At 59.8% G+C, this 19891-nt stretch carries 24 protein-coding genes; 16 read left to right on the top strand and 8 right to left on the bottom strand.

From position 1 onward, the window contains the following. Window positions 1–3: 3 nt before the first annotated feature. From SIC17_RS01745 to SIC17_RS01735, 3 genes are all read right to left on the bottom strand, one after another. Window positions 4–1617, bottom strand: coding sequence for a hypothetical protein (locus tag SIC17_RS01745; protein ID WP_412546220.1), 1614 nt, complete (start codon window positions 1615–1617; stop codon window positions 4–6). A gap of 81 nt (window positions 1618–1698) precedes the next feature. After that, window positions 1699–2331: a hypothetical protein gene (locus SIC17_RS01740; RefSeq protein WP_412546219.1), complete on the bottom strand. Its 633-nt coding sequence runs from the start codon at window positions 2329–2331 to the stop codon at window positions 1699–1701. A gap of 277 nt (window positions 2332–2608) precedes the next feature. Then, entirely contained in the window at window positions 2609–3418 is an 810-nt protein-coding gene (locus SIC17_RS01735) for a DUF5694 domain-containing protein (RefSeq protein ID WP_412546218.1), read from the bottom strand. A gap of 122 nt (window positions 3419–3540) precedes the next feature. On the opposite strand from SIC17_RS01735, the gene SIC17_RS01730 reads away from it, so the two are divergent. The 9 genes from SIC17_RS01730 to SIC17_RS01690 all read left to right on the top strand — a co-directional run bounded on the left by SIC17_RS01730 (window position 3541) and on the right by SIC17_RS01690 (window position 11170). Beyond that, a complete protein-coding gene (locus tag SIC17_RS01730) occupies window positions 3541–5148 on the top strand; it encodes a carboxyl transferase domain-containing protein (protein ID WP_412546217.1) in 1608 nt (535 codons plus the stop codon). 3 nt (window positions 5149–5151) lie between these two features. Beyond that, complete coding sequence (locus SIC17_RS01725; protein WP_291895872.1) at window positions 5152–5460, top strand: hypothetical protein; 309 nt, start codon at window positions 5152–5154, stop codon at window positions 5458–5460. 57 nt (window positions 5461–5517) lie between these two features. Beyond that, window positions 5518–6138 carry an SOUL family heme-binding protein gene (locus SIC17_RS01720; protein ID WP_291895870.1) on the top strand — a complete coding sequence of 207 codons (621 nt, stop codon included), beginning with the start codon at window positions 5518–5520 and terminating at the stop codon, window positions 6136–6138. A gap of 135 nt (window positions 6139–6273) precedes the next feature. Continuing rightward, window positions 6274–6594, top strand: coding sequence for a hypothetical protein (locus SIC17_RS01715; RefSeq protein ID WP_412546216.1), 321 nt, complete (start codon window positions 6274–6276; stop codon window positions 6592–6594). 121 nt (window positions 6595–6715) lie between these two features. After that, window positions 6716–7111, top strand: coding sequence for a hypothetical protein (locus tag SIC17_RS01710; RefSeq protein WP_291895865.1), 396 nt, complete (start codon window positions 6716–6718; stop codon window positions 7109–7111). A gap of 160 nt (window positions 7112–7271) precedes the next feature. Then, the gene (locus SIC17_RS01705) at window positions 7272–8066 is read left to right on the top strand and encodes an enoyl-CoA hydratase-related protein (protein WP_412546215.1); all 795 of its coding nucleotides are present in this window, start codon (window positions 7272–7274) and stop codon (window positions 8064–8066) included. Continuing rightward, window positions 8066–8299, top strand: a complete 234-nt coding sequence (locus SIC17_RS01700; RefSeq protein ID WP_300866669.1) for a hypothetical protein — start codon at window positions 8066–8068, stop codon at window positions 8297–8299. Before SIC17_RS01705 ends, SIC17_RS01700 begins: the two co-directional genes overlap by 1 nt. 34 nt (window positions 8300–8333) lie before the next feature. Further along, window positions 8334–9173: a DUF817 domain-containing protein gene (locus SIC17_RS01695; RefSeq protein WP_412546943.1), complete on the top strand. Its 840-nt coding sequence runs from the start codon at window positions 8334–8336 to the stop codon at window positions 9171–9173. Beyond that, on the top strand, window positions 9170–11170 hold the full coding sequence (locus SIC17_RS01690; protein WP_412546214.1) for an acetyl/propionyl/methylcrotonyl-CoA carboxylase subunit alpha: 2001 nt from the start codon (window positions 9170–9172) through the stop codon (window positions 11168–11170). Before SIC17_RS01695 ends, SIC17_RS01690 begins: the two co-directional genes overlap by 4 nt. Here SIC17_RS01690 and SIC17_RS01685 read toward each other — a convergent pair. After that, window positions 11167–11556 carry a hypothetical protein gene (locus SIC17_RS01685; protein WP_291895860.1) on the bottom strand — a complete coding sequence of 130 codons (390 nt, stop codon included), beginning with the start codon at window positions 11554–11556 and terminating at the stop codon, window positions 11167–11169. The genes SIC17_RS01690 and SIC17_RS01685 overlap by 4 nt on opposite strands. 207 nt (window positions 11557–11763) lie before the next feature. Between SIC17_RS01685 and SIC17_RS01680 the strand changes: the two genes are divergently transcribed. The 3 genes from SIC17_RS01680 (at window position 11764) to SIC17_RS01670 (ending at window position 13979) form a co-directional block, all read left to right on the top strand. Then, entirely contained in the window at window positions 11764–12717 is a 954-nt protein-coding gene (locus SIC17_RS01680) for a hypothetical protein (RefSeq protein WP_291895857.1), read from the top strand. A gap of 67 nt (window positions 12718–12784) precedes the next feature. Beyond that, window positions 12785–13480, top strand: a complete 696-nt coding sequence (locus SIC17_RS01675) for a hypothetical protein (RefSeq protein ID WP_412546213.1) — start codon at window positions 12785–12787, stop codon at window positions 13478–13480. A 61-nt stretch (window positions 13481–13541) separates the two neighbouring features. Then, on the top strand, window positions 13542–13979 hold the full coding sequence (locus tag SIC17_RS01670) for a DUF1489 family protein (protein WP_412546212.1): 438 nt from the start codon (window positions 13542–13544) through the stop codon (window positions 13977–13979). On the opposite strand, the gene SIC17_RS01665 is transcribed toward SIC17_RS01670, so the two are convergent. Then, window positions 13980–14747, bottom strand: coding sequence for a glutaminyl-peptide cyclotransferase (locus tag SIC17_RS01665; protein ID WP_291895850.1), 768 nt, complete (start codon window positions 14745–14747; stop codon window positions 13980–13982). A gap of 60 nt (window positions 14748–14807) precedes the next feature. After that, window positions 14808–15662 (bottom strand): pantoate--beta-alanine ligase, encoded by an 855-nt coding sequence (gene panC, locus SIC17_RS01660; RefSeq protein ID WP_291895848.1) that lies wholly within the window; start codon window positions 15660–15662, stop codon window positions 14808–14810. 132 nt (window positions 15663–15794) lie between these two features. Between panC and SIC17_RS01655 the strand changes: the two genes are divergently transcribed. The 4 genes from SIC17_RS01655 to SIC17_RS01640 all read left to right on the top strand — a co-directional run bounded on the left by SIC17_RS01655 (window position 15795) and on the right by SIC17_RS01640 (window position 18039). After that, a complete protein-coding gene (locus SIC17_RS01655; RefSeq protein ID WP_412546211.1) occupies window positions 15795–16310 on the top strand; it encodes an SPOR domain-containing protein in 516 nt (171 codons plus the stop codon). Between the two features lie 81 nt (window positions 16311–16391). Continuing rightward, window positions 16392–17279, top strand: coding sequence for a division plane positioning ATPase MipZ (locus SIC17_RS01650; RefSeq protein ID WP_412546210.1), 888 nt, complete (start codon window positions 16392–16394; stop codon window positions 17277–17279). A 1-nt stretch (window position 17280) separates the two neighbouring features. Continuing rightward, entirely contained in the window at window positions 17281–17748 is a 468-nt protein-coding gene (locus SIC17_RS01645) for a J domain-containing protein (RefSeq protein ID WP_412546209.1), read from the top strand. A gap of 69 nt (window positions 17749–17817) precedes the next feature. Further along, window positions 17818–18039: a hypothetical protein gene (locus tag SIC17_RS01640; protein WP_291895842.1), complete on the top strand. Its 222-nt coding sequence runs from the start codon at window positions 17818–17820 to the stop codon at window positions 18037–18039. Here SIC17_RS01640 and dprA read toward each other — a convergent pair. Both dprA and plsY read right to left on the bottom strand, forming a co-directional pair. Beyond that, window positions 18036–19253: a DNA-processing protein DprA gene (dprA, locus tag SIC17_RS01635; RefSeq protein ID WP_412546208.1), complete on the bottom strand. Its 1218-nt coding sequence runs from the start codon at window positions 19251–19253 to the stop codon at window positions 18036–18038. The two genes, SIC17_RS01640 and dprA, sit on opposite strands and share 4 nt — an antisense overlap. Then, a complete protein-coding gene (gene plsY / locus SIC17_RS01630; RefSeq protein WP_412546207.1) occupies window positions 19250–19888 on the bottom strand; it encodes a glycerol-3-phosphate 1-O-acyltransferase PlsY in 639 nt (212 codons plus the stop codon). Before plsY ends, dprA begins: the two co-directional genes overlap by 4 nt. Between the last annotated feature and the right edge of the window lie 3 nt (window positions 19889–19891).

The following is a 19891-nucleotide window of genomic DNA, read 5'->3' as shown; positions in this document are numbered from 1 at the left end:
GCGCTACCCGCCGATCTCTGACAATCTTTTCTGGCAGAGGTCGATAATGTCGAAATCGTCTGTGCTCGAGCCCGCTTTCCGGTAGAAGTTTGCCGCCTTCCTCTTATCTTTCTTCAACCCGCCCGAGCCGTCGCGATAACAATCGCCTAGGGCGATGGCTGATGTCTCATGAAACTCACCGCTTCTGACGGCCCGCAAACGAATGGCCGTGGCCAGTGCTTTGTCTTCAACTCCAAACTCGCCTGTCCAGAAGGCTTCGGCAAACACCTCAGCATCAATGCCAAGGCTGACTTTCTTGTTTTCGAGGTCAGTGATGATCGTGACGGCCCGCTGGCCGTCTGTGCCATCTGCCGGCCCATCCAGGCAGGCCCAGGCGAGCTCGATGGATGCATCATAATCTCCCTGTGTGTGAGCTCGCTCGAGATAAAAATCCGCTTTCTCCGCATTCACCGCCATGGCGGGATGGAAGCGTTTGGACAGCCCGAACATGGAGAGGAGGCCCTGCGCGAAGGACAGGTTTTGCCCGCTCGAGCTGGGGCGGAGGGACGCTTCTTCTCCACGGTAAATCCTGACCAGGGCCCGGCTTGCCTGGGAGCTACCCGCCTCGGACGCGATTTCGAGAATTTCTCTCTGCCGGATATGATCTTCGACGCGTGTGATGTTCATTCGCATCGCGGCATTCGCGCGCTCTGCAGGATTATCCGATATCAGAGCCGTCGCCTGAGAAAACTCGGGCGCGGGCAGCCGCCGACAGCTCTCAGGTGCCTGAGCACGTTTCAAACCGTTCGTCAGCCCGGTGCGTAGGGCGCTCCACTGGCGACGCGTCAGGAGCAGGTCTTTGGGCGGTGACGTGGCGTCGGCCAGGCTCTCAAGGTGGCTCAAAAGCGCCGCCGGCCCTAGTTCGCGTGCCGTGTTGAATTCTTGCCCCAGTCGCTGCCAGATCTGGGCGTTTTTTGTCCAGTTGGCAAGCGACAACTCGAGGTCAACCAACCCAGTCGGACTGGTGGTTGGTGATTGAAGTGTCTGTATCAACAGTACGTTGGCTCGTCTTGCGAGATTGCCGACGGAGGGTGACAGCTTCAGCGCCTCTTTGAGCTCTTGTCCTGCTTGCTGTGCAGCAACGGCCCGGACCTTCTCCTCTTCAACAAGTGACGATCTCCAGGAGCGCTGGCGAAGGCGGGATTGCAAGTCGGGGACGACGGCGATCAGGTTTTCGATGAGTTTCAACCTGGCAGTCAGATGGCCAATCAGGGCCGGTTCATCGACCAGTTCTGGTGATGAGAGATCGATCGGTCGTTCTTCGAAGAGCAATTGGTGAAGCGGACCTGCGCCAACGCTTGTCTGCGAGTGCAATGATTGGGGAGTGGCCGTTGAACGGGCTTGCGATATCCGGTGCCCGACCGCGTCTACTTCGAGATCGAGATAAAGCGGATGATGGCGAGTCTGGAACTGGAAATCCGGATCTTCAAGAGCTGCCTCACTCCACAGGAAAAGACAGATTGATGCGGTGTCTTGTGGCGCGCTGACCAGGTAGCCGGCTTGGCTCAGAAGACTTTTCAGCCTTTCTGCCACCGCTTCATCATCGCGGGTGAAACAAAGATGGAGGTGGGTGGACACGGTGGACGGGCTCTCGCTGGAGTTTGTAGCACCGTAAGGCGCTCATCCGCTGGAGCAAGTTCGGAATGACGGCGATCTGGCCTAAAACCGCCGCCGCAGCACGAAATGTCCGACCGGGCGGACCGAGCGCGCGTGGGTGTCGCCGACGGCTTCGCGGTCAACGCGGTCGAGATCGTCCAGCAACACGCGGGTCTCGCCGGTTTCCGGGTCAAAGATTTCCATCTGGTCGGCACGGCTGTCGCCGAAATAGGCACCGCCCTCCAGGGTCAGGTCCCAGGCATTGATGGTGCGCACGGTCACGCCGGCACCGAAATAGCGAGTCAGCTCGGCGAGGCGGTTGGAGCCTTCGATTTCCGAGAGTTGTGCCAGCGGGATCAGGTCGTAATCAAATTCGCTTTCAGAGACCGCCCAGTCCGGTGCGTCCGTGTCGAAACTCTGCCGGGCGCCAGCAGAGAGATAGAATTCATCGCCAAACGGGTGGATCTCGATTTCGCCGGTCAGCGCGGAGACTTCTGCGCTGTCACTGAAATCACCAAAAACCGTAGTGCCGGACAGGTCGATCTGTTCGGTGGAGAAACGCCAGCGGACAGTCTCGTCGTTTTCCTCGATGCTCAGGCCGGTCTGCCAGGCGAGCGAATCGCTTGATTGCGCGAGTGCCGGCGACGCCGAAAATGCCAAAATGGCAAGTGTGGCCAGAGATATACTCTTACGCATAAACACCTCCCAACTGGCCCAGTCCCCGTGGGCGCTCCCCTCTAGCGAAAAGCCTGAGCGTCAGCTCTGAATCAGTCGTTAAAGCGGTAATGGCAATTGTTCCCATCTCGGCGGCTTTTTCAATTCTAGCGCGAGGAATATCGAATCAAAGCTCTGGTTTCCACAGAGCTGGGGAGAAGGGGACCGGCGCCTTGTGTCACAAGGACTAAGCGCCGGTCCGTTCCGCGCACGGCTGGGGTGTGGGAGGCGCGGAATACTTTATTCACCCTGTCGCGGATCACTCGCTCAGATAATCGAGCGCGTCGATCCAGACGAGATTGGGCGCATCTGCAATGAACTGGTCGAGCAGGAATTTGTGACCCGATCCATAGATCACAAGAATGCGGTCGCCTGGTTCTGCGATGCGGGCGATATTGGCGTAGATCTGCAGATTGCGGCCCCACCACCCCGACATTTCCTCGGCACCGGCCGGATTTTCCAGCGATCCCATCTGGGCCAGCAGGAGATAAAGATGGTGAAAGTCGCGAATCTCCTGCGTGTTGTTGTGGATCATGCGCTCCAGAACCGTGTTCTCCGGCGTTGAGAGCGCGTTCATGCGGTCCGAAATCGGATCCGTGAAGGCGGTGAATTCTTCGATCAACTCGTGCTGGCCTGCCTCCTGGGCGGCGGCCATCATCGCGTTGAAATCCATGCCTCGTCTGTGATCGACTGCGTAGAGCTGTTCGTGGCCGAAGCGGGCCGCGAGCCGCATGCCGATCTGCTGGCGCTCATTGACCGACAGGCTGTGCTCGCCGGCGAGAAAATTCTGATAGATCGAGTTCAGCTCGGCTTCCTCATCGGCGGGCCATTCCACGAGGATTTTGGTCGGACGGAAAACAGCGAGCCGATCGTTGACATCAGCGATCTCGACCTGGCGCCGATCCGACAGGAAGTTGTCCACCTGCGGGTTGATCATGTCATGACCACCGCCGGTAAAATGGAAGGTGCCGACCACCATGACCTCGGGCGTTTCCCGTGTGGCTTCGGCGAAAACTGCGCCTGTACCAAGGGCAAAGTAGAGCAGAAGGAGCGCTGTTTGTCGGATCATGTTTATCTCCCGTGTTTACGATGTGATGCGTGATCCTTTGGATTTGGATGCATCCAAGATTGCTTTTTGTCGCCTTGCCGGGTTAAGCAGCGCCCCAACCACCCGCCACTTCTAGGTTTTCCATGACCCAGCTTGTTTCCGCGATCGATACGAATTCCGAGAGCTTCAACGCCAACCAGGCCGCGATGGATGCGCTTCTGAGCGAACTCCAGAGCAAGACGGCCGAGGCCGCCCTGGGCGGATCGGAGCGCTCTCGCGAGAAACACCTGTCGCGCGGCAAGCTGTTGCCGCGTGAACGTGTCGAGCGCCTGCTTGATCCGGGTTCGGCCTTCATGGAAATCGGGGCCCTGGCGGCCAATGGAATGTATGAGGGCAATGTCCACGGTGCGGGCATGATCGCGGGTATCGGTCGTGTCTCCGGCCGTGAAGTCATGGTCGTCTGCAATGACCCGACCATCAAGGGCGGTGCCTATTACCCGATGACGGTGAAGAAGCATCTGCGGGCGCAGGAAATCGCCATGCAGAACCGTCTGCCCTGTGTGTATCTGGTCGATAGTGGCGGCGCGAACCTGCCGCACCAGGCGGACGTTTTCCCGGATCGCGAGCATTTCGGTCGCATCTTCTACAATCAGGCCAACATGTCCGCGCAGGGTATTCCGCAGATCGCGGTGGTCATGGGCTCGTGTACGGCTGGCGGTGCCTATGTGCCGGCCATGTCCGACGAGACCATTATCGTGCGCAAGCAGGGCACCATCTTCCTGGGCGGCCCGCCGCTGGTGAAGGCGGCCACGGGCGAGATCATCTCGGCTGAGGATCTGGGCGGTGCCGACGTGCATGCGCGCACGTCCGGCGTGGCCGACCATTACGCCGCCAATGACGAGCACGCCCTGCACATGGCGCGTCGCATCGTGGCCAATCTCAACACGTTGAAAAACGTCGATCTGGACGTCACGGCCAGCATTGAACCGAAATACGATCCGAGCGAGCTGGGCGGGGTGATCCCGGCCGATCTCCGCGCGCCCTATGATGTGCGCGAAGTGATCGCCCGCATCGTCGACAATTCCGAATTCGACGAGTTCAAGAAACTCTATGGCGAGACGCTGGTCACCGGTTTTGCGCGCCTTTACGGCATGCCGATCGGCATTATCGCCAATAACGGCATCCTCTTCTCGGAGAGCGCCCAGAAGGGTGCGCACTTCATCGAGTTGTGCGCCCAGCGCGGTATCCCGCTGGTCTTCCTGCAGAATATCACCGGTTTCATGGTCGGCTCGAAATACGAGGCCGGCGGTATTGCCAAGGACGGTGCCAAGCTGGTGACGGCGGTATCGACCTATGCCGGACCGAAATTCACCGTCATTATTGGCGGCTCCTATGGCGCGGGCAATTACGGCATGTGTGGCCGGGCCTATTCGCCGCGTTTCCTGTTCATGTGGCCCAATGCCCGGATCTCTGTGATGGGCGGCGAGCAGGCAGCCTCTGTCCTGGCCACCGTCAAGCGTGACGCCATGGAGCATCGCGGCGAGGACTGGTCCGCCGAGGAAGAGGCGAGCTTCAAGGAGCCGATCCGTCAAGCCTATGAAGCCGAGGGCAATCCCTATTATTCCACGGCCCGCCTGTGGGATGACGGCATCATCGCCCCGGCCGACACCCGCCGTGTGCTGGGGCTCAGCCTGTCGGCGTCGCTGAACGCACCGATCGAGAAGACCAAGTTCGGCGTGTTCCGGATGTAGGGCATGAGCAGGCCGCGCATCACCATCGAGATCCAGCCGGGCGAAGACGGTGGAGTGGACGAGTTGCTCGTCCATTTCAATGCGGCTGGTCGAGACTTGTTGCTGAGCGAATTGTCCAGGCTCGATGAGAGCTGGGACCATGAGCATTTTGATGCGATTACCATTTCGCCGGATGCGAAATTGGACGAGGTGGCGTATCGGCCGGACAGCCAGCTAGTGCGGCGAGTCACATTTACGTTGCGCAGTGACGAGATGGACGCTGAGCATTTTCCGCACGTTATGTCTGACCAGCCCGTTTCTCCGTACGACTAGATTCTAATCCAGCTGGGCCAGCGCAGCGTATACGGGACATGCAACCTGGAGCTTTTCATGACCCGTCTTTTCGCATTCCTGGCTTTTTTCAGCCTGTCCACTGCCGCCATGGCGGAGGATGAACCCGCCCACACAGTCGTTCTGCGCGCCGGAGCGTTCGAGATTCGCGACTATGACGCCATGCTGATGGCCGAGGTTGAAGTGGGGTCGACGCAGATGTCGCGCGCCGGCAATGCGGGTTTCCGGCCTCTGGCGGATTTCATTTTCGGCAATAATACCGCGCCGCAGGGCGGATCGGGTGAGATCGCGATGACTACGCCGGTGGTGCAGCAGCGCTCCGAGGAGATCGCCATGACCACGCCCGTGGTTCAGGGGCGTGAGGGTGACAGCTGGCGGGTCGGTTTTGTGATGCCAGCCGAGTATTCAATGGAAACACTACCGCGTCCGAATAACCCCAATGTGGAAATTCGCGAGCAGCCAGCACGCAGGATGGCCATCGTCCGATTTAACGGTGGTGCCCGCGAGGGGCGTTTCATGGCCTATGAGGCGGAGCTGCGAAACTGGCTGTCCGAGCAGGGCTATCAGACGCGTGGCGAGGCCGTCTATGCACGTTATGATCCCCCCTGGGTGCCGACACCCTTCCGTCGCAACGAAGTCATGCTGGAAATCGCGCAATAGTTGCGTGTCCACCCAATCTTTTCACGGCGTTGATGGCGTGCGCCAATCCTCGCCCTGTTGCCGCGTGACAAAGTCTTAACTTTGGTTAATACTTTCCCCGACGCCCAGCGAGTTTGGCGGGTTCAGGGGGAGTGGATGCCAGAGTTTGTACAAGACGTTTTGACGTTTGCGCGGGAAGGTTTCGCCGAGGTCAACGCCGTTCAGGGTCTGGTCATCGCCGTTATAGCAGCCTTGGCGCTATCGAACTGGTCCCGGCTCTTTGTCGTCGCGTTGACGGCAGTGCTTGCACACATCGGGCTGGATGCCCTGGTTCCAGTACTCGCGGAGATCGGTTCTTTCCGTATTCCCGAAGTGCTTGAGCCCTGGTTCTGGCGGTATGTGGGACTGTTGTTTGTAGGATACCTGATTGCAGTGGGAATTCTCTTCGCTGTGAAAAGGGTTGTGATCAAAGGCTGAGAAAATTCCCCTGAGAGGAGAACTCGCTTTTCTGAAGGGAATTTTCAATCAATCGTTAACTCTAGGAGCGCGTCTTGGGGTAAGATGCGTTCAGCTTCGACAGGCGGGAGGGGACCGCGACATGGAATTTATGGATCAAATCATGGGCTATCTACAGCCCGTACTAGACTTCTTCATGCCGGGGCTTGTAGCTCACGCCGGTGATGGATCGGTCGTGAACTGGATGCCACTCGGTATTCAGCTGGGCGTGATCGCGCTCGTCCTCGCGCTTTTGATGCGCGAGTTCGGTGCCATTCTCATCTTTACGGTGGTGGGTGTGATCATCCACGTGATCGTGGACAATGTCATGCCGATCGTGCGTGGCGGTGAGAGCGCTGCTGATTTCGATTTTGCCGCTTTCGGCGCTCAGTTCACGCAAACTGACTATCTTCTTTATCTCGGCGCGCTGGCGGCAGGTTATTTCCTGTCCATCATCGTGCTGTCGATTGTCAAAGGCATCTTCTTCCGCGGCGACTAAGTCCCGGTCACTTGCTTTGACACAATTACCGATGACTTCGGGCCGCTGGCGTTTGCCGGCGGCCTTTTTTCTGCCCGCTGCGGTAATCGAACTCTTGGCGCGCGCCGCGAGCGGCTTTAACTAGGAGAGAGTTTCCCTAGCGCATAGAAGGAATTGGCTCATGTCGGACGCCCCCGTTCTGCTCGATGTTTCCCCCGCCGGTGTTGCTGTCATCACGCTCAACCGGCCGGACAAGCACAATGCTTTCAATGCCGAGGTGATCGAGCGCCTGTCTGATATCTTCGAGACGCTGCGCGCCAATACTGACGAGGCGCGGGTGGTCTTCCTGCGGGGCAATGGCCCGAGTTTCTCCGCCGGCGCTGATCTGGACTGGATGAAAACAGCGGCGCATTACACCGAAACCGACAATATCGAGGATGCGATGGGCCTGGCGACCATGCTCAAGCGCCTCTATGACCTGCCGCAGATGACCATCGCCCTCGTGCAGGGCGCGGCCATGGGCGGTGGCGCAGGCTTGCTGGCGGCCTGTGATGTTGGCGTGGTCATGAAGGACACCAAGATCTCCTTTTCCGAGGTTCGTCTCGGTCTGACACCCGCCACGATTTCTCCCTATGTCGTCCGCGCCATCGGTCCGAAATGGGCACGGGCCTTGTTTACCTCCGGCGAGCGGTTTGACGGCCGCTTTGCCGAGAAGATCGGCCTCGCCCAGTACACGGTCGAGAGCATGGAGGAGATGAGCCAGATGGAGGAACATCTCGCCAAGCTGGCCTTCGGGGCCGCGCCGGGCGCCGTGGCTGATGCGAAAAAACTGGTGGATGATGTCGCCGGTCGCGAGATCGACCACGGCCTGATGATGCACACCGCCAAGGCGATCGCGCATCGCCGATCTTCCGACGAGGGCAAGGAAGGCCTGGCCGCTTTCCTGGAGCGCCGCAAGGCCAACTGGGCGGAGTAATGGAGCGCTCGCTCTACAGATCCGGAATAGTCGCCATGCCCAAGGGCGGTGGTGAAAAACGGTCGGCGTCCATCGAAGTTGCTGCAAGCGGACACGGAGAGTTTATCCAGCTGGTGAATGACTGGCTCGACGAACAGTCGATGGAGGCGTGCAATCACGGCTCGATGACCCGACTTCGCAAGGCGCGCAGACAGGAGCCGAGCGGCGTTGTCAGCGCCGAATGGGCGGAGTAGGGCGCTGCTGGCCGGGTTCGATCCACGCGCAATTCTGCATGAGCGTCGCGAGGCGTTTCGCCAGGCCTTTGTGAAAGGGCCGTGGACGCAGGGCCTGTTCGAGTTTCTCGCCTTTGGCATCAAACAGGCCTGGGCCTGCCTCTTCGGCGGATTGATGCTGGCGCTGCTGCTGGTGACCTTTCTCTGGTACCCGCCGGACGCTCCGCTTCCCCGCTATGATTTTCTGACGCTCGCCGCGCTGATGATCCAGATCGGGCTGATTGCCAGCAAGTTGGAGAGTTGGGAGGAAGCGAGGGTCATCGCTGTCTTTCACGTGGTCGGCACGGCGATGGAGATCTTCAAGACCTATGCGGGTAGCTGGGTCTATCCGGAAGAGAGTTTCCTGCGAATCGCCGGCGTGCCGCTGTTTTCCGGTTTCATGTACGCCGCGGTCGGATCCTATCTGGCGCGTGTGTGGCGGATATTCGAGTTCCGGTTCGACCGCTTCCCGCCACTCTGGCTGCAGGGCGTGCTGGCGCTGGCGGTCTATATCAATTTCTTCGCGCACCATTATCTGCCCGATATCCGGATGGGACTTTTCATTGCAACGGTGCTGATCTACGGGCGCTGTGTGGTCTGGTTCAGGCCGGATGCCGCGCACCGGCCTATGCCGTTGGTGATCGGCTTTGTCCTGGTCGCGTTGTTCATCTGGTTTGCCGAGAATATCGGCACATTTGCCCGCGCCTGGTCCTATCCCGGGCAAGAACATGCCTGGCAAATGGTGTCCCTGAGCAAGCTTGGTTCGTGGTATCTTCTGATGATCATCAGTTTCGTCCTCGTCGCGGCTGTGCAATACAACGGCTCAAACCCGTCTTCAGACCGAGATTCTCCATGATCAATTCGCTGCTTATTGCCAATCGGGGCGAGATCGCCCGCCGTGTCATGAGAACCGCCCAGCGTTTGGGCATTCGCTGTATTGCTGTCTATTCCGAGGCCGATGCTGACGCTCCGCATGTGCGTGAGGCGGACGAGGCGGTTCTGATTGGACCCGCCGCGGCATCGGAAAGCTATCTGCTGGCGGACAAGATTATCGAGGTTGCGAAACAGACCGGTGCCGAGGCGATCCACCCGGGTTACGGCTTCCTGTCCGAGAATGCCGAGTTTGCCGAGTCCTGTGCGGCCAATGACATCATCTTTGTCGGTCCGTCTGCTGAGGCTATCCGGGCCATGGGGCTGAAGGATCAGGCGAAAGCTCTGATGGAAAAGGCGATGGTTCCGGTAACGCCAGGTTATCACGAAGAAAACCAGGATCCGGAAGTGCTCAGGTCGGCTGCTGACAAGATCGGTTATCCGGTTCTGATCAAGGCCGTAGCCGGCGGTGGCGGCAAGGGCATGCGCAAGGTCGATGACGCCGAGGATTTCTTTTCCTCGTTGGAAAGCTGCCAGCGTGAGGCCTCGAAGAGTTTCGGTGACGACCGTGTCCTGATCGAGAAATTCATCACCAACCCACGCCATATCGAGGTCCAGGTCTTCGGCGACAGCCGCGGCCGGGTCATTCACCTCTATGAGCGCGACTGCTCCCTGCAGCGTCGCCATCAGAAAGTGATTGAGGAAGCGCCCGCGCCAGGCATGACGCCAGCGGTTCGCGCGGCCATGTGTTCCGCAGCCATCAATGCGGCGAAAGCCGTGAACTATGTCGGTGCGGGCACGGTTGAGTTCATCGTGGACGGCTCGGGGCCGCTTCGCGAAGACGGCTTCTATTTCATGGAGATGAACACGCGTCTTCAGGTGGAGCATCCGGTCACCGAGGAGGTCACCGGCCTCGACCTCGTCGAGCTTCAGCTGCATGTTGCCTCCGGTGGCAGCGTGCCCGAGCAGAACGAGATCAGCCTGCAGGGCCATGCCATGGAAGCGCGGCTTTACGCCGAGGACCCTCAGTCGGGTTTCTTGCCGTCCACTGGCCCGCTGAACATTCTGCGCCTGCCGGAAGAAGGCGGTGGTGTGCGTGTCGATACAGGCGTCGAGGAGGGAGGCGAGGTCTCGCTTCACTACGACCCGATGATCGCCAAGGTCATTGTGCATGATCATAATCGTACGTCTGCGGCACATCTGATGGCGGACGCGCTGGATGAGCTGGCCGTCTGGCCGGTGAAGACCAATGGCGGTTTCCTGCGCAATTGTGTGCTGCATCCGGACTTTCTCGACGAGAAGCTCACCACGGGCTTTATCGGCGAACGGGAGACCGATCTGGTCCCGCCGGCTGTCGATCTGGTCGCGGCCGGTTTTGCGGCCCTGACCTCCATGCTCGAAAATGGCGATGGCAGTGATTATGCAGATCCGTTTGCGGTGGCAGATGGCTGGCGTTTGAACGCGACCCCGCGTCTGGGCGATCGGTTTGAAGTGGGCGATGATGCCATCACGGTCGTGCTCTCACTTGATGACGAGGATATGAGCGTCACCGTGGGAGACCATACGCTGGAGCTGCACGATCTCGACGGTAGTGGCGGTGACGAGGGATATCTTTTCCGGGCGACAGTGAATGACGGATGGGTCAGCGCCGAGGTGGATTTCCTTGAACAGGGCTATCTGGTTTCGGCCTGCGGCCACTCCGAACTCTACGCCTTCCCGCACCCCGAAGCGGCCGCAGATGCAGCTGACGCCGGCGGCGTGATCAAGGCGCCGATGCCGGGCAAGGTGCTCGCGCTCAACGTCAAAACCGGAGATGCCGTGACCAAGGGCCAGGCTCTGGTGGTGCTTGAAGCGATGAAGATGGAGCATTCCCTGCCGGCGCCGCGTGACGGTGTGATCGGTGAAGTTGCGGTCGCGACAGGAGATCAGGTTGCCGACGGCGATGTTCTGGTCGCCATGCAGGAAGAAACCGCTGACGCCTAGCGCGATGTCATCTTGTTCTCGCTAATCCAAAGCGCATACAAGGCACAAAAGGCTGCGACGAACACGTATGGGCCGAGTTGGCCCGAGTAAATGGCCTGCGATGATATGCTCAACCAGACCAGCAGGTGGCAGCCAAGGGCAAGGCCAAACAGGTAGGTCATGCCCCGTTTCCATTGCAGGATGCGCACGACCGCGATGATCAACAGGCTGAGCGTGAGATAAAAGACAAGAATGCTGACAAGGGGAACATTGCGGATAAAGCCGGCCAGATCGATGCCGAAAATCGTTGTGTGGAGCATGCCAGCCAGAGCTCCCGTTACCAATACTCCCCAGGCCAGTCCGTAGAGCAGATAGAGGCAGGCTATAACTGTTGCGAACAGTCTCATGAGTTTATGGCCTTCCTGGGGGGGGCGTTGTCAGATGGATAAATGTCCGTTCGTATTACGGTGTTCGACAATTTCGCAATGATGAGCCAACTTAATCTAGGCATAATACAACGACCTGCTTCGACGAAAGTTAAGCCTGATTCCCGCGCGCGTTGAATTCGGCACACTCCTTGCTGCTTGAAGGGCGAACAAGCAGGGAGCGGATCAATGCGCGACACTCACATGCTACGCTTTTCAAGCCAGTGGTCGCCGGAAGCCAGGCGGGATTTCCGCAAAACACCGGTCGTGGTTCAGCATAACTATCACGAACATCACGCTTTTTCCGATGTAGCCCTGGCTGCGCTGATCGATCGCCATCCGCGCGATCTGTGCGATTTTTGTACGATGGGCGATGATGCCACCGATCGGGACAGCTGGCGCGCCGGTGATCCTGGAAAACTGTCCGGCGAAGAGCTGATCGAAGCCGTTCGCAATGGCAAGCTGTGGATCAATTTGCGCCATGCCATGGACCGTGACCCGGAGTATCGCCCGATCTATGAAGCGATGCTGGAAGACATGCGCAAGGCCGATCCGGGGTTCAAACCGCTCTCGGCCGAGGCCGGTATCCTGATATCCTCGCCCACGGCGCAGGTCTTTTGTCACTCCGATGTCTCGGAAACCATGTTGTGGCACATGCGCGGTGTTAAGCGTTTCCGCACCTATCCGCCGCAAATGCCCTATCTCAACCGCGACGATGTCGAGGCAGTGCTGCATCATGATCAGACTGAGGATATCCCCTTTGACCCGGCCTGGGATGCGGATGCGTTCACCATCGACCTGCAGCCGGGTATGGCCGCGAACTGGCCGCTGCACGGCCCCCACCGGATCGAAAACCAAAGCGGGCTGAATGTCTCGGTGCCGTTCGAGATCTCGACGCCGCAATCGCGCAAGCTCAATTCCATCCTGTTCGCAAACGGGGTCCTGCGCCGACAGTTCGGCTATACGCCGACATCGACGGCCACGACGGGACCGGGAGCCGCCTTCAAGGGACTGATCAATTTGGCCTACAAGGTGAAGCTGAAGCTCTTCGGCGATGGCAAGAAGCCCATGCCCAAAAGTGAAACCACATTCGATATTGATCTGGACAGCCGTAGCGGGTTCGTTGATCGCGACGCTGCGTGATTTTGCGCAAGACGCACGTCCTGCTTGTGTCTATAAACCCCTCGGGCCGGGGAAATGGAGAGCGTGTATGTTTGTGACCACAGCCCTGAGTCTGCTCGTTTTCGGAGCAGCAGCCACCCTCGAGGATCCCGATCTGCCGTCACCGGTCGTTGAAGCGCTGAGCGCGAGCGTCGATGACGGGCATCGTGACAACTGGCGTTTCCGCATGTCGATCTCGACGGGCGAGGGACAGCTTGTCGGCGATTTTGACGGCGCGCAGGCGCAAGGACAGCAATGGACGCTGATATCGCCGGCCGAAGACGCGCTGGACGAAAATCTTCGCGCGATCTGGGAAGATGTCATCGATCCCAGCGAGGACGAGGACGAAGGTTCCGGCCTGTTTTTCAGTACGACCGATTTCGACTATGAACCGGGAACGATGAGCCTGATCGAGGCCGCTGGCGGATTGAGCCATTTTGCCTTCACTCCGATCATCGCAGCCAATGACATGGATTTTTCCGAGCATCTGACCGGCGTGCTGACGATCAGTGATGACCCGGCCCGCGTGCACGAGGTCCGGATCTTTGCGGAAGACAGTTTCAAGCCGAATTTCGCGGTTCGCATCAATGCGTTCGAGATCCGCCAGATCTACACTCAGATCGATGGCCTGCCGGCCCCGGTGATGACGCGCTCCGTCCAGCAATTCGAGGCCAGCGCCGCTTTTCAGACCATGGAACAGGCGGTCGAGATCGAATTTTCCGACATCGAGTACCTCGCGCAGTAATCCACGCCTGATCAGCAGGGTCGGCTTTGACGCTGGCCCTGTTGTGTCCTAGATCCATTGCATGGTCATGCATCTGGTCAAACTCTGCGTCGGGGTCAGCTCCATCGAGCAGCTCGAGCGCTGGCGCAATGAGGAATGCGAACGTCGTCGCGCAGCCGGCGAGCCGGAAGTCATCGTGCATGTCACGCGCATGTTCCCCACCAAAAAGCCCGAGATCGAAAGCGGTGGGTCCCTCTACTGGGTGATCAATGGCTCGATCCAGTGCCGGTCAGAGATCATCTCGCTGGAACATGTCCAGGGTGAGGACGGCATCAAGCGCTGTGCGATCATCATGGCTCCCGAGGTAATCCGGACTTCTCCGTCTCCGAAGCGACCGTTTCAGGGCTGGCGTTATCTCAAGCCGGAAGACGCGCCGCGCGATCTGTCGGGGCCGGGCGAGGGCGGTGAAGGCCTGCCGGATGATCTGCGTGCCAAGCTGATGGAACTGGGCGCCTGGTAATCAGCTTTCGTCGGGCAGGCGGACTTCGTAAAGCACTGGCCAGAGCTTGCCTGTCAGGAAAATCTGTCCCGTTTCCGGATTGTAGGCGATGCCGTTGGGCACGGCGTCGCGATCATTGCGCAGGGTCTGGGGCACCAGATCGCGCACATCGATAATACCCGTGACGCTGCCACCCTCCGGGTTGATGCGCACGATGTGATTGGTCAGCCAGACATTGGCCCAGATCTCACCCTCGACCCATTCCAGCTCGTTCAGGCGACGAACCGGGCGGCCATTGAGTGTTACATCCAGCTCGCGAGTGAGTTCCAGCGTTTGCGGATCCATGAAACGCAGCTGGGCGGTGCCGTCGCTCATGATCAGCTGCTGGCCATCCGTCGTCAGTCCCCAGCCTTCCCCGGGATAGGTGAAGCGATCGGTCTGTTCGAGCGTATTGGCGTCATAGATGAAACCCTGCTGGGCGCGCCAGGTGAGGACAAAGATCTCATTGCCTATGCGTGTGCTGCCTTCGCCGAAGACACGTCCGGGCAGGTCGCGCTGGTCGAGTACGGCGCCAGTCTCCAGCTCCACGCGTCGCAGATTGGATTCGCCAACCTGGCCGGTGCTCTCGAAAAGCTGGTTGTCGGAGATGAAAAGGCCTTGGGTATAGGCAGCGGTGTCATGCGGGTATTGCGCCACGACTTCCGGGCGCAAAATGCTCGGACGGTTCTGGGCCGGCGCCGCAGAGCCCAATCCTGCAAGCAGGGAGGCGGCTAGGATAATACGCAGCATGTCTCGGTCCCCGATGGTGTCGCAGAGGTCAGATTAGCGTCAATTCGGGCAGGAGAAAGGCTAGACTGCGCAATTGTCCAGCAGGCGTGTTTCGCCCAGGCGCACCGTAGCCAGGACCCGTGCCGGTCCGTCGAGCGTGTCGCCATCGAACCTGGCCAGGGTTTTCGCATTTCGGACATCCAGGTAATCAACTGCGTCGAAAGCATTTTCTGCGCTGGCACGTGCTGTTTCCAGGGCAGCATTCAGCGGCTCTCCCTGGCGCAGTTCCGCTGCGAGGGCAAAGATGATCTTGTTCAGCTCTGCTGCACGGGCGCGGTTTTCCTCGGACAGGTAGGCATTGCGCGAGGACATGGCCAGGCCGTCCTTTTCACGCACGATCTCGCCGGGAATAATGTCGATGCCGAGATCGAGATCGCGCACCATCTGCCGGATGACCTGCAGCTGTTGATAATCCTTCTCACCGAACACGGCGACGTCGGGCCTGACCTGGTTGAAGAGTTTGCATACCACGGTCGCCACACCATTGAAAAAGTGGGGGCGGCTGTCGCTTTCCAGGCCTTCAGCGGCGCCCTTGACGATAATCTCGCTGGCAAAGCCGTCCGGATACATCGCCTCGCGTTCCGGCAGGTAGACCAGGTCGCATTTTTCCAGCGCCAGCTTCGCGGAGTCGTCGATGACCGCGCGTGGATAGGCGTCAAAATCCTCACCTTCGGCGAACTGAGCCGGATTGACGAAGACGCTGGCAACGACCTTGTCGCAATGGGCCTTGGCCAGGCGGACCAGCGAGAGATGACCGTCATGCAGCGCGCCCATGGTCGGGACAAAGCCCACAGTCTGTCCGTCCTGGCGCCAGGATTTGATACGGGTGCGCAGAGCGGAGAGGGTGGTGGCGTGTGGAATTTGCTGAGTGAGCATTGTGGTCTCGTAAAACGGATTGGGACGGCTTACTCATAAGCGATGAGGGAGGCAAGCCGAACGACTCGGTCTAGAAGCCGTCACATGAAAAGAATTGCAGTTACAGCCAGTTTGCTCCTCGTCGGCGGATGCATGACGACGACGGATGCGAACCAGATCACGCTCCAGCCCACCGTCGCGCCGACACAGTCCGCCGCTCTCGCTGAACGCACTTCGGTCGAGCTTGCCCACCTGGCCCGTTTTGATCCGGATCGCCTGGCTGGGGTTGATGCTGAACTGCAGGCGCTCGCCGCCGTGTTGTTTCCACCGGATCCTGTTCCGGCGGAAGTCGAGGATGTCGCGCCGCCGACACCACCGGTCGATATCATGAATGCGCCGAGCCTGCGTCACGGCGTTCATCTGGCATCCTACCGGATCGAAGACAACGCCATATCGGGCTGGCGTGAGCTGGCTGAGGCCCATACCGAGCTGGCCGCTCTTGAAGCGCGGCTTGAGCGACGCAATATCGAGGGGCGAGGAGAATTTCTGCGCCTGAAGGCGGGGCCGTTTGATACACGGCGCGATGCTGCGGCGCTGTGCGCGAGTTTGCGGGATCATGACATCTATTGCATGCCCGTTGACTTTTCGGGCCGGACGCTGGCCGAATAGTCTTTCCGGCAACCCCGAAATCACAGCCAGATGTGTATCGCGCGGTATTGATCGAGAGCCGGGAGAAGTAGTGTTTCGGACATGACGGTGCATTCGAATTTCAAATTGCCATCCCGACCTATTGGTCGCGTACGTGACGGTGTCGCTGCCGCCCACGTGATCGTCGTCGGAAACGAGAAGGGCGGTGCGGGCAAGTCCACCGTGGCCATGCATCTTGCTATCGCGCTTCTGCGCATGGGCAAGAGTGTCGGCGCAATTGACCTGGATCTGCGCCAACGCACGTTCGGACGTTATCTGGCCAACCGCCGTGAGTGGTCGCGCCGTCGCAATGTCGAGCTGCCGCAACCCGCCGAAGTCCTGTTGAGCCCCAGCTCTGCCCGTGATCTCGATATCGCCGAGGCCGAGGAGCTGGAGCGTTTCTCCGATCTCCTGTCTGATCTCAAGACGCACAATGATTTCATTATCATCGATGCGCCGGGTGCGGACACGCACTATTCACGTCTGGCCCATTCATCGGCTGACACGATCATCACGCCGGTCAATGACAGTTTTGTCGATTTCGACCTGTTGGCGGAGATCGATCCGGACACCTACCAGGTGGGCAAGCCAAGCGTTTACAGCGAGATGGTCTGGGAATGCCGCAAGCGCAAGGCTGCGCTTGAGAAATCCTCCATCGACTGGGTCGTCATGCGCAATCGCATGGCCATGCTGGATGCCCGCAACAAGCGCCGTGTCGGTGAAGGGCTGAAAATGCTCTCCCAACGCATCGGCTTCCGCCTGGCGCCCGGTTTTGCCGAGCGTGTGATCTATCGCGAACTGTTTCCGTTGGGGCTGACCCTGCTGGACCTGACCGAGAATGGTTCAACGGTTCAGTTCACCATGAGCCATGTCGCCGCGCGCCAGGAATTGCGGGATCTGCTGATCGTGCTCAAACTCGCCGGCCTGGAAGGGCAAAACATCCCGTTCTGACATGACAGCATTATCTTTCGGCCTGCTCGCTTTTCTGGGTTTTCTGGGCGCTGCCTGGTGGTTCTCCCGAATGAAGACGGAGAAGGCGGCGAAAATGGTGCGTTACCTGCTCGCGGGTGGGGCCGTAACGGCCGGTGTATTGCTTAGCCTGCGTGGAGCTCCCGTTCTTGGCGGGCCGATAGGTTTGATGGGATTGGGTATGCTGACGCAGGCTCTGCGCGGTTCGCGCCGGGGCGCTGGCGGCCAGGAGCAGCGCAGGACTTCATCTCCTGGTCGTGTTCGCATGTCGCTTGATGAGGCGTTTGAAACTCTCGGACTGGACCGCAGTGCAAACGAGGATGATGTCGTCGCAGCGCATCGTCGCCTAATGAAGAAACTGCACCCCGATACGGGCGAAGGCTCGCCCGCGTTGGCAAGGCAGGTTCAGGAAGCCAAGGAAATCGTTATGGAATTCCTGCGCAATCGATAGCGCGCGAGTGCAGCTTGCGAAATGCACGTTAAAATAGTAATTTCCTCTCAATGATTGGTGGAGGGGAATATGAGCCTTTCGCGTATCTTTCAGCGTAGAGCCGCCCTGGGTACAGATCTCTTCGGGCAGAAGCTTCCGCCGGCCATCACGGCCCGGGCAGAGACCATTGACCTGGCTGAGGATCTGCGTCGGATCAGCGAGCGCGCCTATCACGCGGGGCTGGACCGATCCTGTAGTCTCATCGAGGTGGCCGCTCAAATGGTCGAGATGGAAGGCATAGACGCCCGTTAGGACGCGTCCGTCTTCTGCACCAGCCCGCCGGCCGTCATGGCGACACGCCCCTCGAGTTCCAGTTCGAGCAAATCGGCCTGTATCCGGCCCAGAGGCTGGTCGGACTGCCGAGCCAGTTCATCAATCGAGATCGGGGTAAAGGAGAGCAGGTCTTCCAGGGCGGCTGGACCGGCCGAGTCCGGCTGATCGGAGATCGAGCGGTCATCTTTCGCTGTAGCCAGGCTGGAGGCTGCCGCGACAGAGACGGTTTTGTGGGCCTCAGTCCCTCGGGCGTTCTCGTCCGGAAAATCCTGATCCAGCGGGAAGAGCTCCGTAGTGTCCGCTTCGCGCACACAGCTCGGACGCAGGCTGGAGCCGTGCAGGATGGCCAGCACATCCTCGGCGGTTTCGACGAGATGGGCTCCGTCTCGCAAGAGGCGATTGGTGCCACGGGCGCGCGGGTCAAGCGGCGAACCTGGGAGGGCCATGACCTCGCGCCCCTGTTCCCCGGCAAGTCGTGCTGTGATCAGCGAGCCTGATTGCAGCGCGGCTTCTATCACCAGCGTGCCCAGCGACAAGCCCGAAATGATGCGGTTTCGCCGCGGAAAATCGCGGGCGACCGGACGAGTTCCCATAGGCATTTCCGAGACGATCAGGCCTTCATCTGCGATCTGCTCGTGCAGTTTGCGGTGTTCAGGCGGGTAGATAATGTCCACTCCGCCGGCAACCGCGGCAATTGTACCGGCAGGCAGGGCGCCCTCGTGCGCTGCGCCATCTATGCCCCGGGCGAGGCCGGAGATGACGCAGATATCGTTCTCGCTAAGCTCCCGCGCGAGGTCCCGGGCCAGGCGGCGGCCGGCAGCTGAGGCATTGCGCGATCCGACCATGCCGCAGGCCAGGCGTGCGAGCAGCTCGGTGCGGCCATGCGCGACCAGCGCTATCGGCGGATCGGGGATCAGGGAGAGGGCGTGCGGATAGGCGGCATCGCCCAGCAGGAAGAGTGTGACACCGGTCTCGGCGAGGTATTCCAGTTCAGAGAGAGCCTGGCCTTCGCCGGGAATGTCAAAGCCCTTGAGTCGCTTGGCGCGCACAAGTTCAGGCAAAGCTTCGAGTGCGGCGCTCGGGCTGGTGTAGCGGTTGAGCAGTTTGAGATAGGTGACAGGTCCCAGGCGCGGCGTCCGGGCGAGTCGGAGCGCGGCAAGGCGGTTATGGTGGTCGAGCTTGGTCTGGCTCAATTTTCCTCCGTTTCCGCCCCGTCCTTGTCTGTTTGTTCGGATTTTTTCTTGTCGCCAATGCGCGGTTCCTCGCCCTTGAGGATGCGTTCGATATTGGCGCGGTGCAGCCAGTAGATCAGGACCGTCAGAAGGCCTGCCATTATGGCAACGTCTGAGCGTCCGATCGCATAGGCTGTAATCGGCGCCGCAAGCGCAGCGATCAGGGCGGACAGCGAGGAAATCCGGAACAGGGCCGCCATGGCGAGCCAGGTTCCGATCACCACCAGGCCAAGCGGCCAGTAGACGACCAGCATGGTACCGACAAAGGTGGCGACACCCTTGCCGCCCTTGAAGCCCAGCCATACCGGATAGCAATGACCTGCAAAGGCAAATCCACCGGCGATCAGGCCGGCTGTCGGGTCGAAGACATAGCCGAAAATCGCGGCGGCAATGCCCGCCTTGCCGGCATCGAGTATCAGTGTCGCGGCGGCGAGATCCTTGCGCCCAGTGCGCAGGACATTGGTCGCACCGATATTGCCGGAACCGATCTCGCGGATATCGCCGAGGCCGCCCAACCGGGTCAGGACAAGCCCGAACGGGATGGAGCCCAGGAGATAGCCGCCAATGGCTGCAATGGCTGGAATAAGCAGGTCCATAAC

The sequence above is a fragment of the Maricaulis sp. MIT060901 genome (assembly GCF_047123815.1).
Classification (GTDB): Bacteria; Pseudomonadota; Alphaproteobacteria; order Caulobacterales; family Maricaulaceae; genus Maricaulis.
The sequence above is the reverse complement of the archived record's forward strand: the minus strand, read 5'-3'. Positions and strand labels throughout refer to the sequence as shown.

Bases quoted from the DNA above. Each gene is read 5' to 3' on its own strand.
- SIC17_RS01740 (WP_412546219.1), bottom strand. From the start codon at position 2,331: ATGCGTAAGAGTATATCTCTGGCCACACTTGCCATTTTGGCATTTTCG.
- SIC17_RS01735 (WP_412546218.1), bottom strand. From the start codon at position 3,418: ATGATCCGACAAACAGCGCTCCTTCTGCTCTACTTTGCCCTTGGTACA.
- SIC17_RS01730 (WP_412546217.1), top strand. From the start codon at position 3,541: ATGACCCAGCTTGTTTCCGCGATCGATACGAATTCCGAGAGCTTCAAC.
- SIC17_RS01725 (WP_291895872.1), top strand. From the start codon at position 5,152: ATGAGCAGGCCGCGCATCACCATCGAGATCCAGCCGGGCGAAGACGGT.
- SIC17_RS01720 (WP_291895870.1), top strand. From the start codon at position 5,518: ATGACCCGTCTTTTCGCATTCCTGGCTTTTTTCAGCCTGTCCACTGCC.
- SIC17_RS01715 (WP_412546216.1), top strand. From the start codon at position 6,274: ATGCCAGAGTTTGTACAAGACGTTTTGACGTTTGCGCGGGAAGGTTTC.
- SIC17_RS01710 (WP_291895865.1), top strand. From the start codon at position 6,716: ATGGAATTTATGGATCAAATCATGGGCTATCTACAGCCCGTACTAGAC.
- SIC17_RS01705 (WP_412546215.1), top strand. From the start codon at position 7,272: ATGTCGGACGCCCCCGTTCTGCTCGATGTTTCCCCCGCCGGTGTTGCT.
- SIC17_RS01700 (WP_300866669.1), top strand. From the start codon at position 8,066: ATGGAGCGCTCGCTCTACAGATCCGGAATAGTCGCCATGCCCAAGGGC.
- SIC17_RS01690 (WP_412546214.1), top strand. From the start codon at position 9,170: ATGATCAATTCGCTGCTTATTGCCAATCGGGGCGAGATCGCCCGCCGT.
- SIC17_RS01685 (WP_291895860.1), bottom strand. From the start codon at position 11,556: ATGAGACTGTTCGCAACAGTTATAGCCTGCCTCTATCTGCTCTACGGA.
- SIC17_RS01680 (WP_291895857.1), top strand. From the start codon at position 11,764: ATGCGCGACACTCACATGCTACGCTTTTCAAGCCAGTGGTCGCCGGAA.
- SIC17_RS01675 (WP_412546213.1), top strand. From the start codon at position 12,785: ATGTTTGTGACCACAGCCCTGAGTCTGCTCGTTTTCGGAGCAGCAGCC.
- SIC17_RS01670 (WP_412546212.1), top strand. From the start codon at position 13,542: ATGGTCATGCATCTGGTCAAACTCTGCGTCGGGGTCAGCTCCATCGAG.
- SIC17_RS01665 (WP_291895850.1), bottom strand. From the start codon at position 14,747: ATGCTGCGTATTATCCTAGCCGCCTCCCTGCTTGCAGGATTGGGCTCT.
- panC (WP_291895848.1), bottom strand. From the start codon at position 15,662: ATGCTCACTCAGCAAATTCCACACGCCACCACCCTCTCCGCTCTGCGC.
- SIC17_RS01655 (WP_412546211.1), top strand. From the start codon at position 15,795: ATGACGACGACGGATGCGAACCAGATCACGCTCCAGCCCACCGTCGCG.
- SIC17_RS01650 (WP_412546210.1), top strand. From the start codon at position 16,392: ATGACGGTGCATTCGAATTTCAAATTGCCATCCCGACCTATTGGTCGC.
- SIC17_RS01645 (WP_412546209.1), top strand. From the start codon at position 17,281: ATGACAGCATTATCTTTCGGCCTGCTCGCTTTTCTGGGTTTTCTGGGC.
- SIC17_RS01640 (WP_291895842.1), top strand. From the start codon at position 17,818: ATGAGCCTTTCGCGTATCTTTCAGCGTAGAGCCGCCCTGGGTACAGAT.
- plsY (WP_412546207.1), bottom strand. From the start codon at position 19,888: ATGGACCTGCTTATTCCAGCCATTGCAGCCATTGGCGGCTATCTCCTG.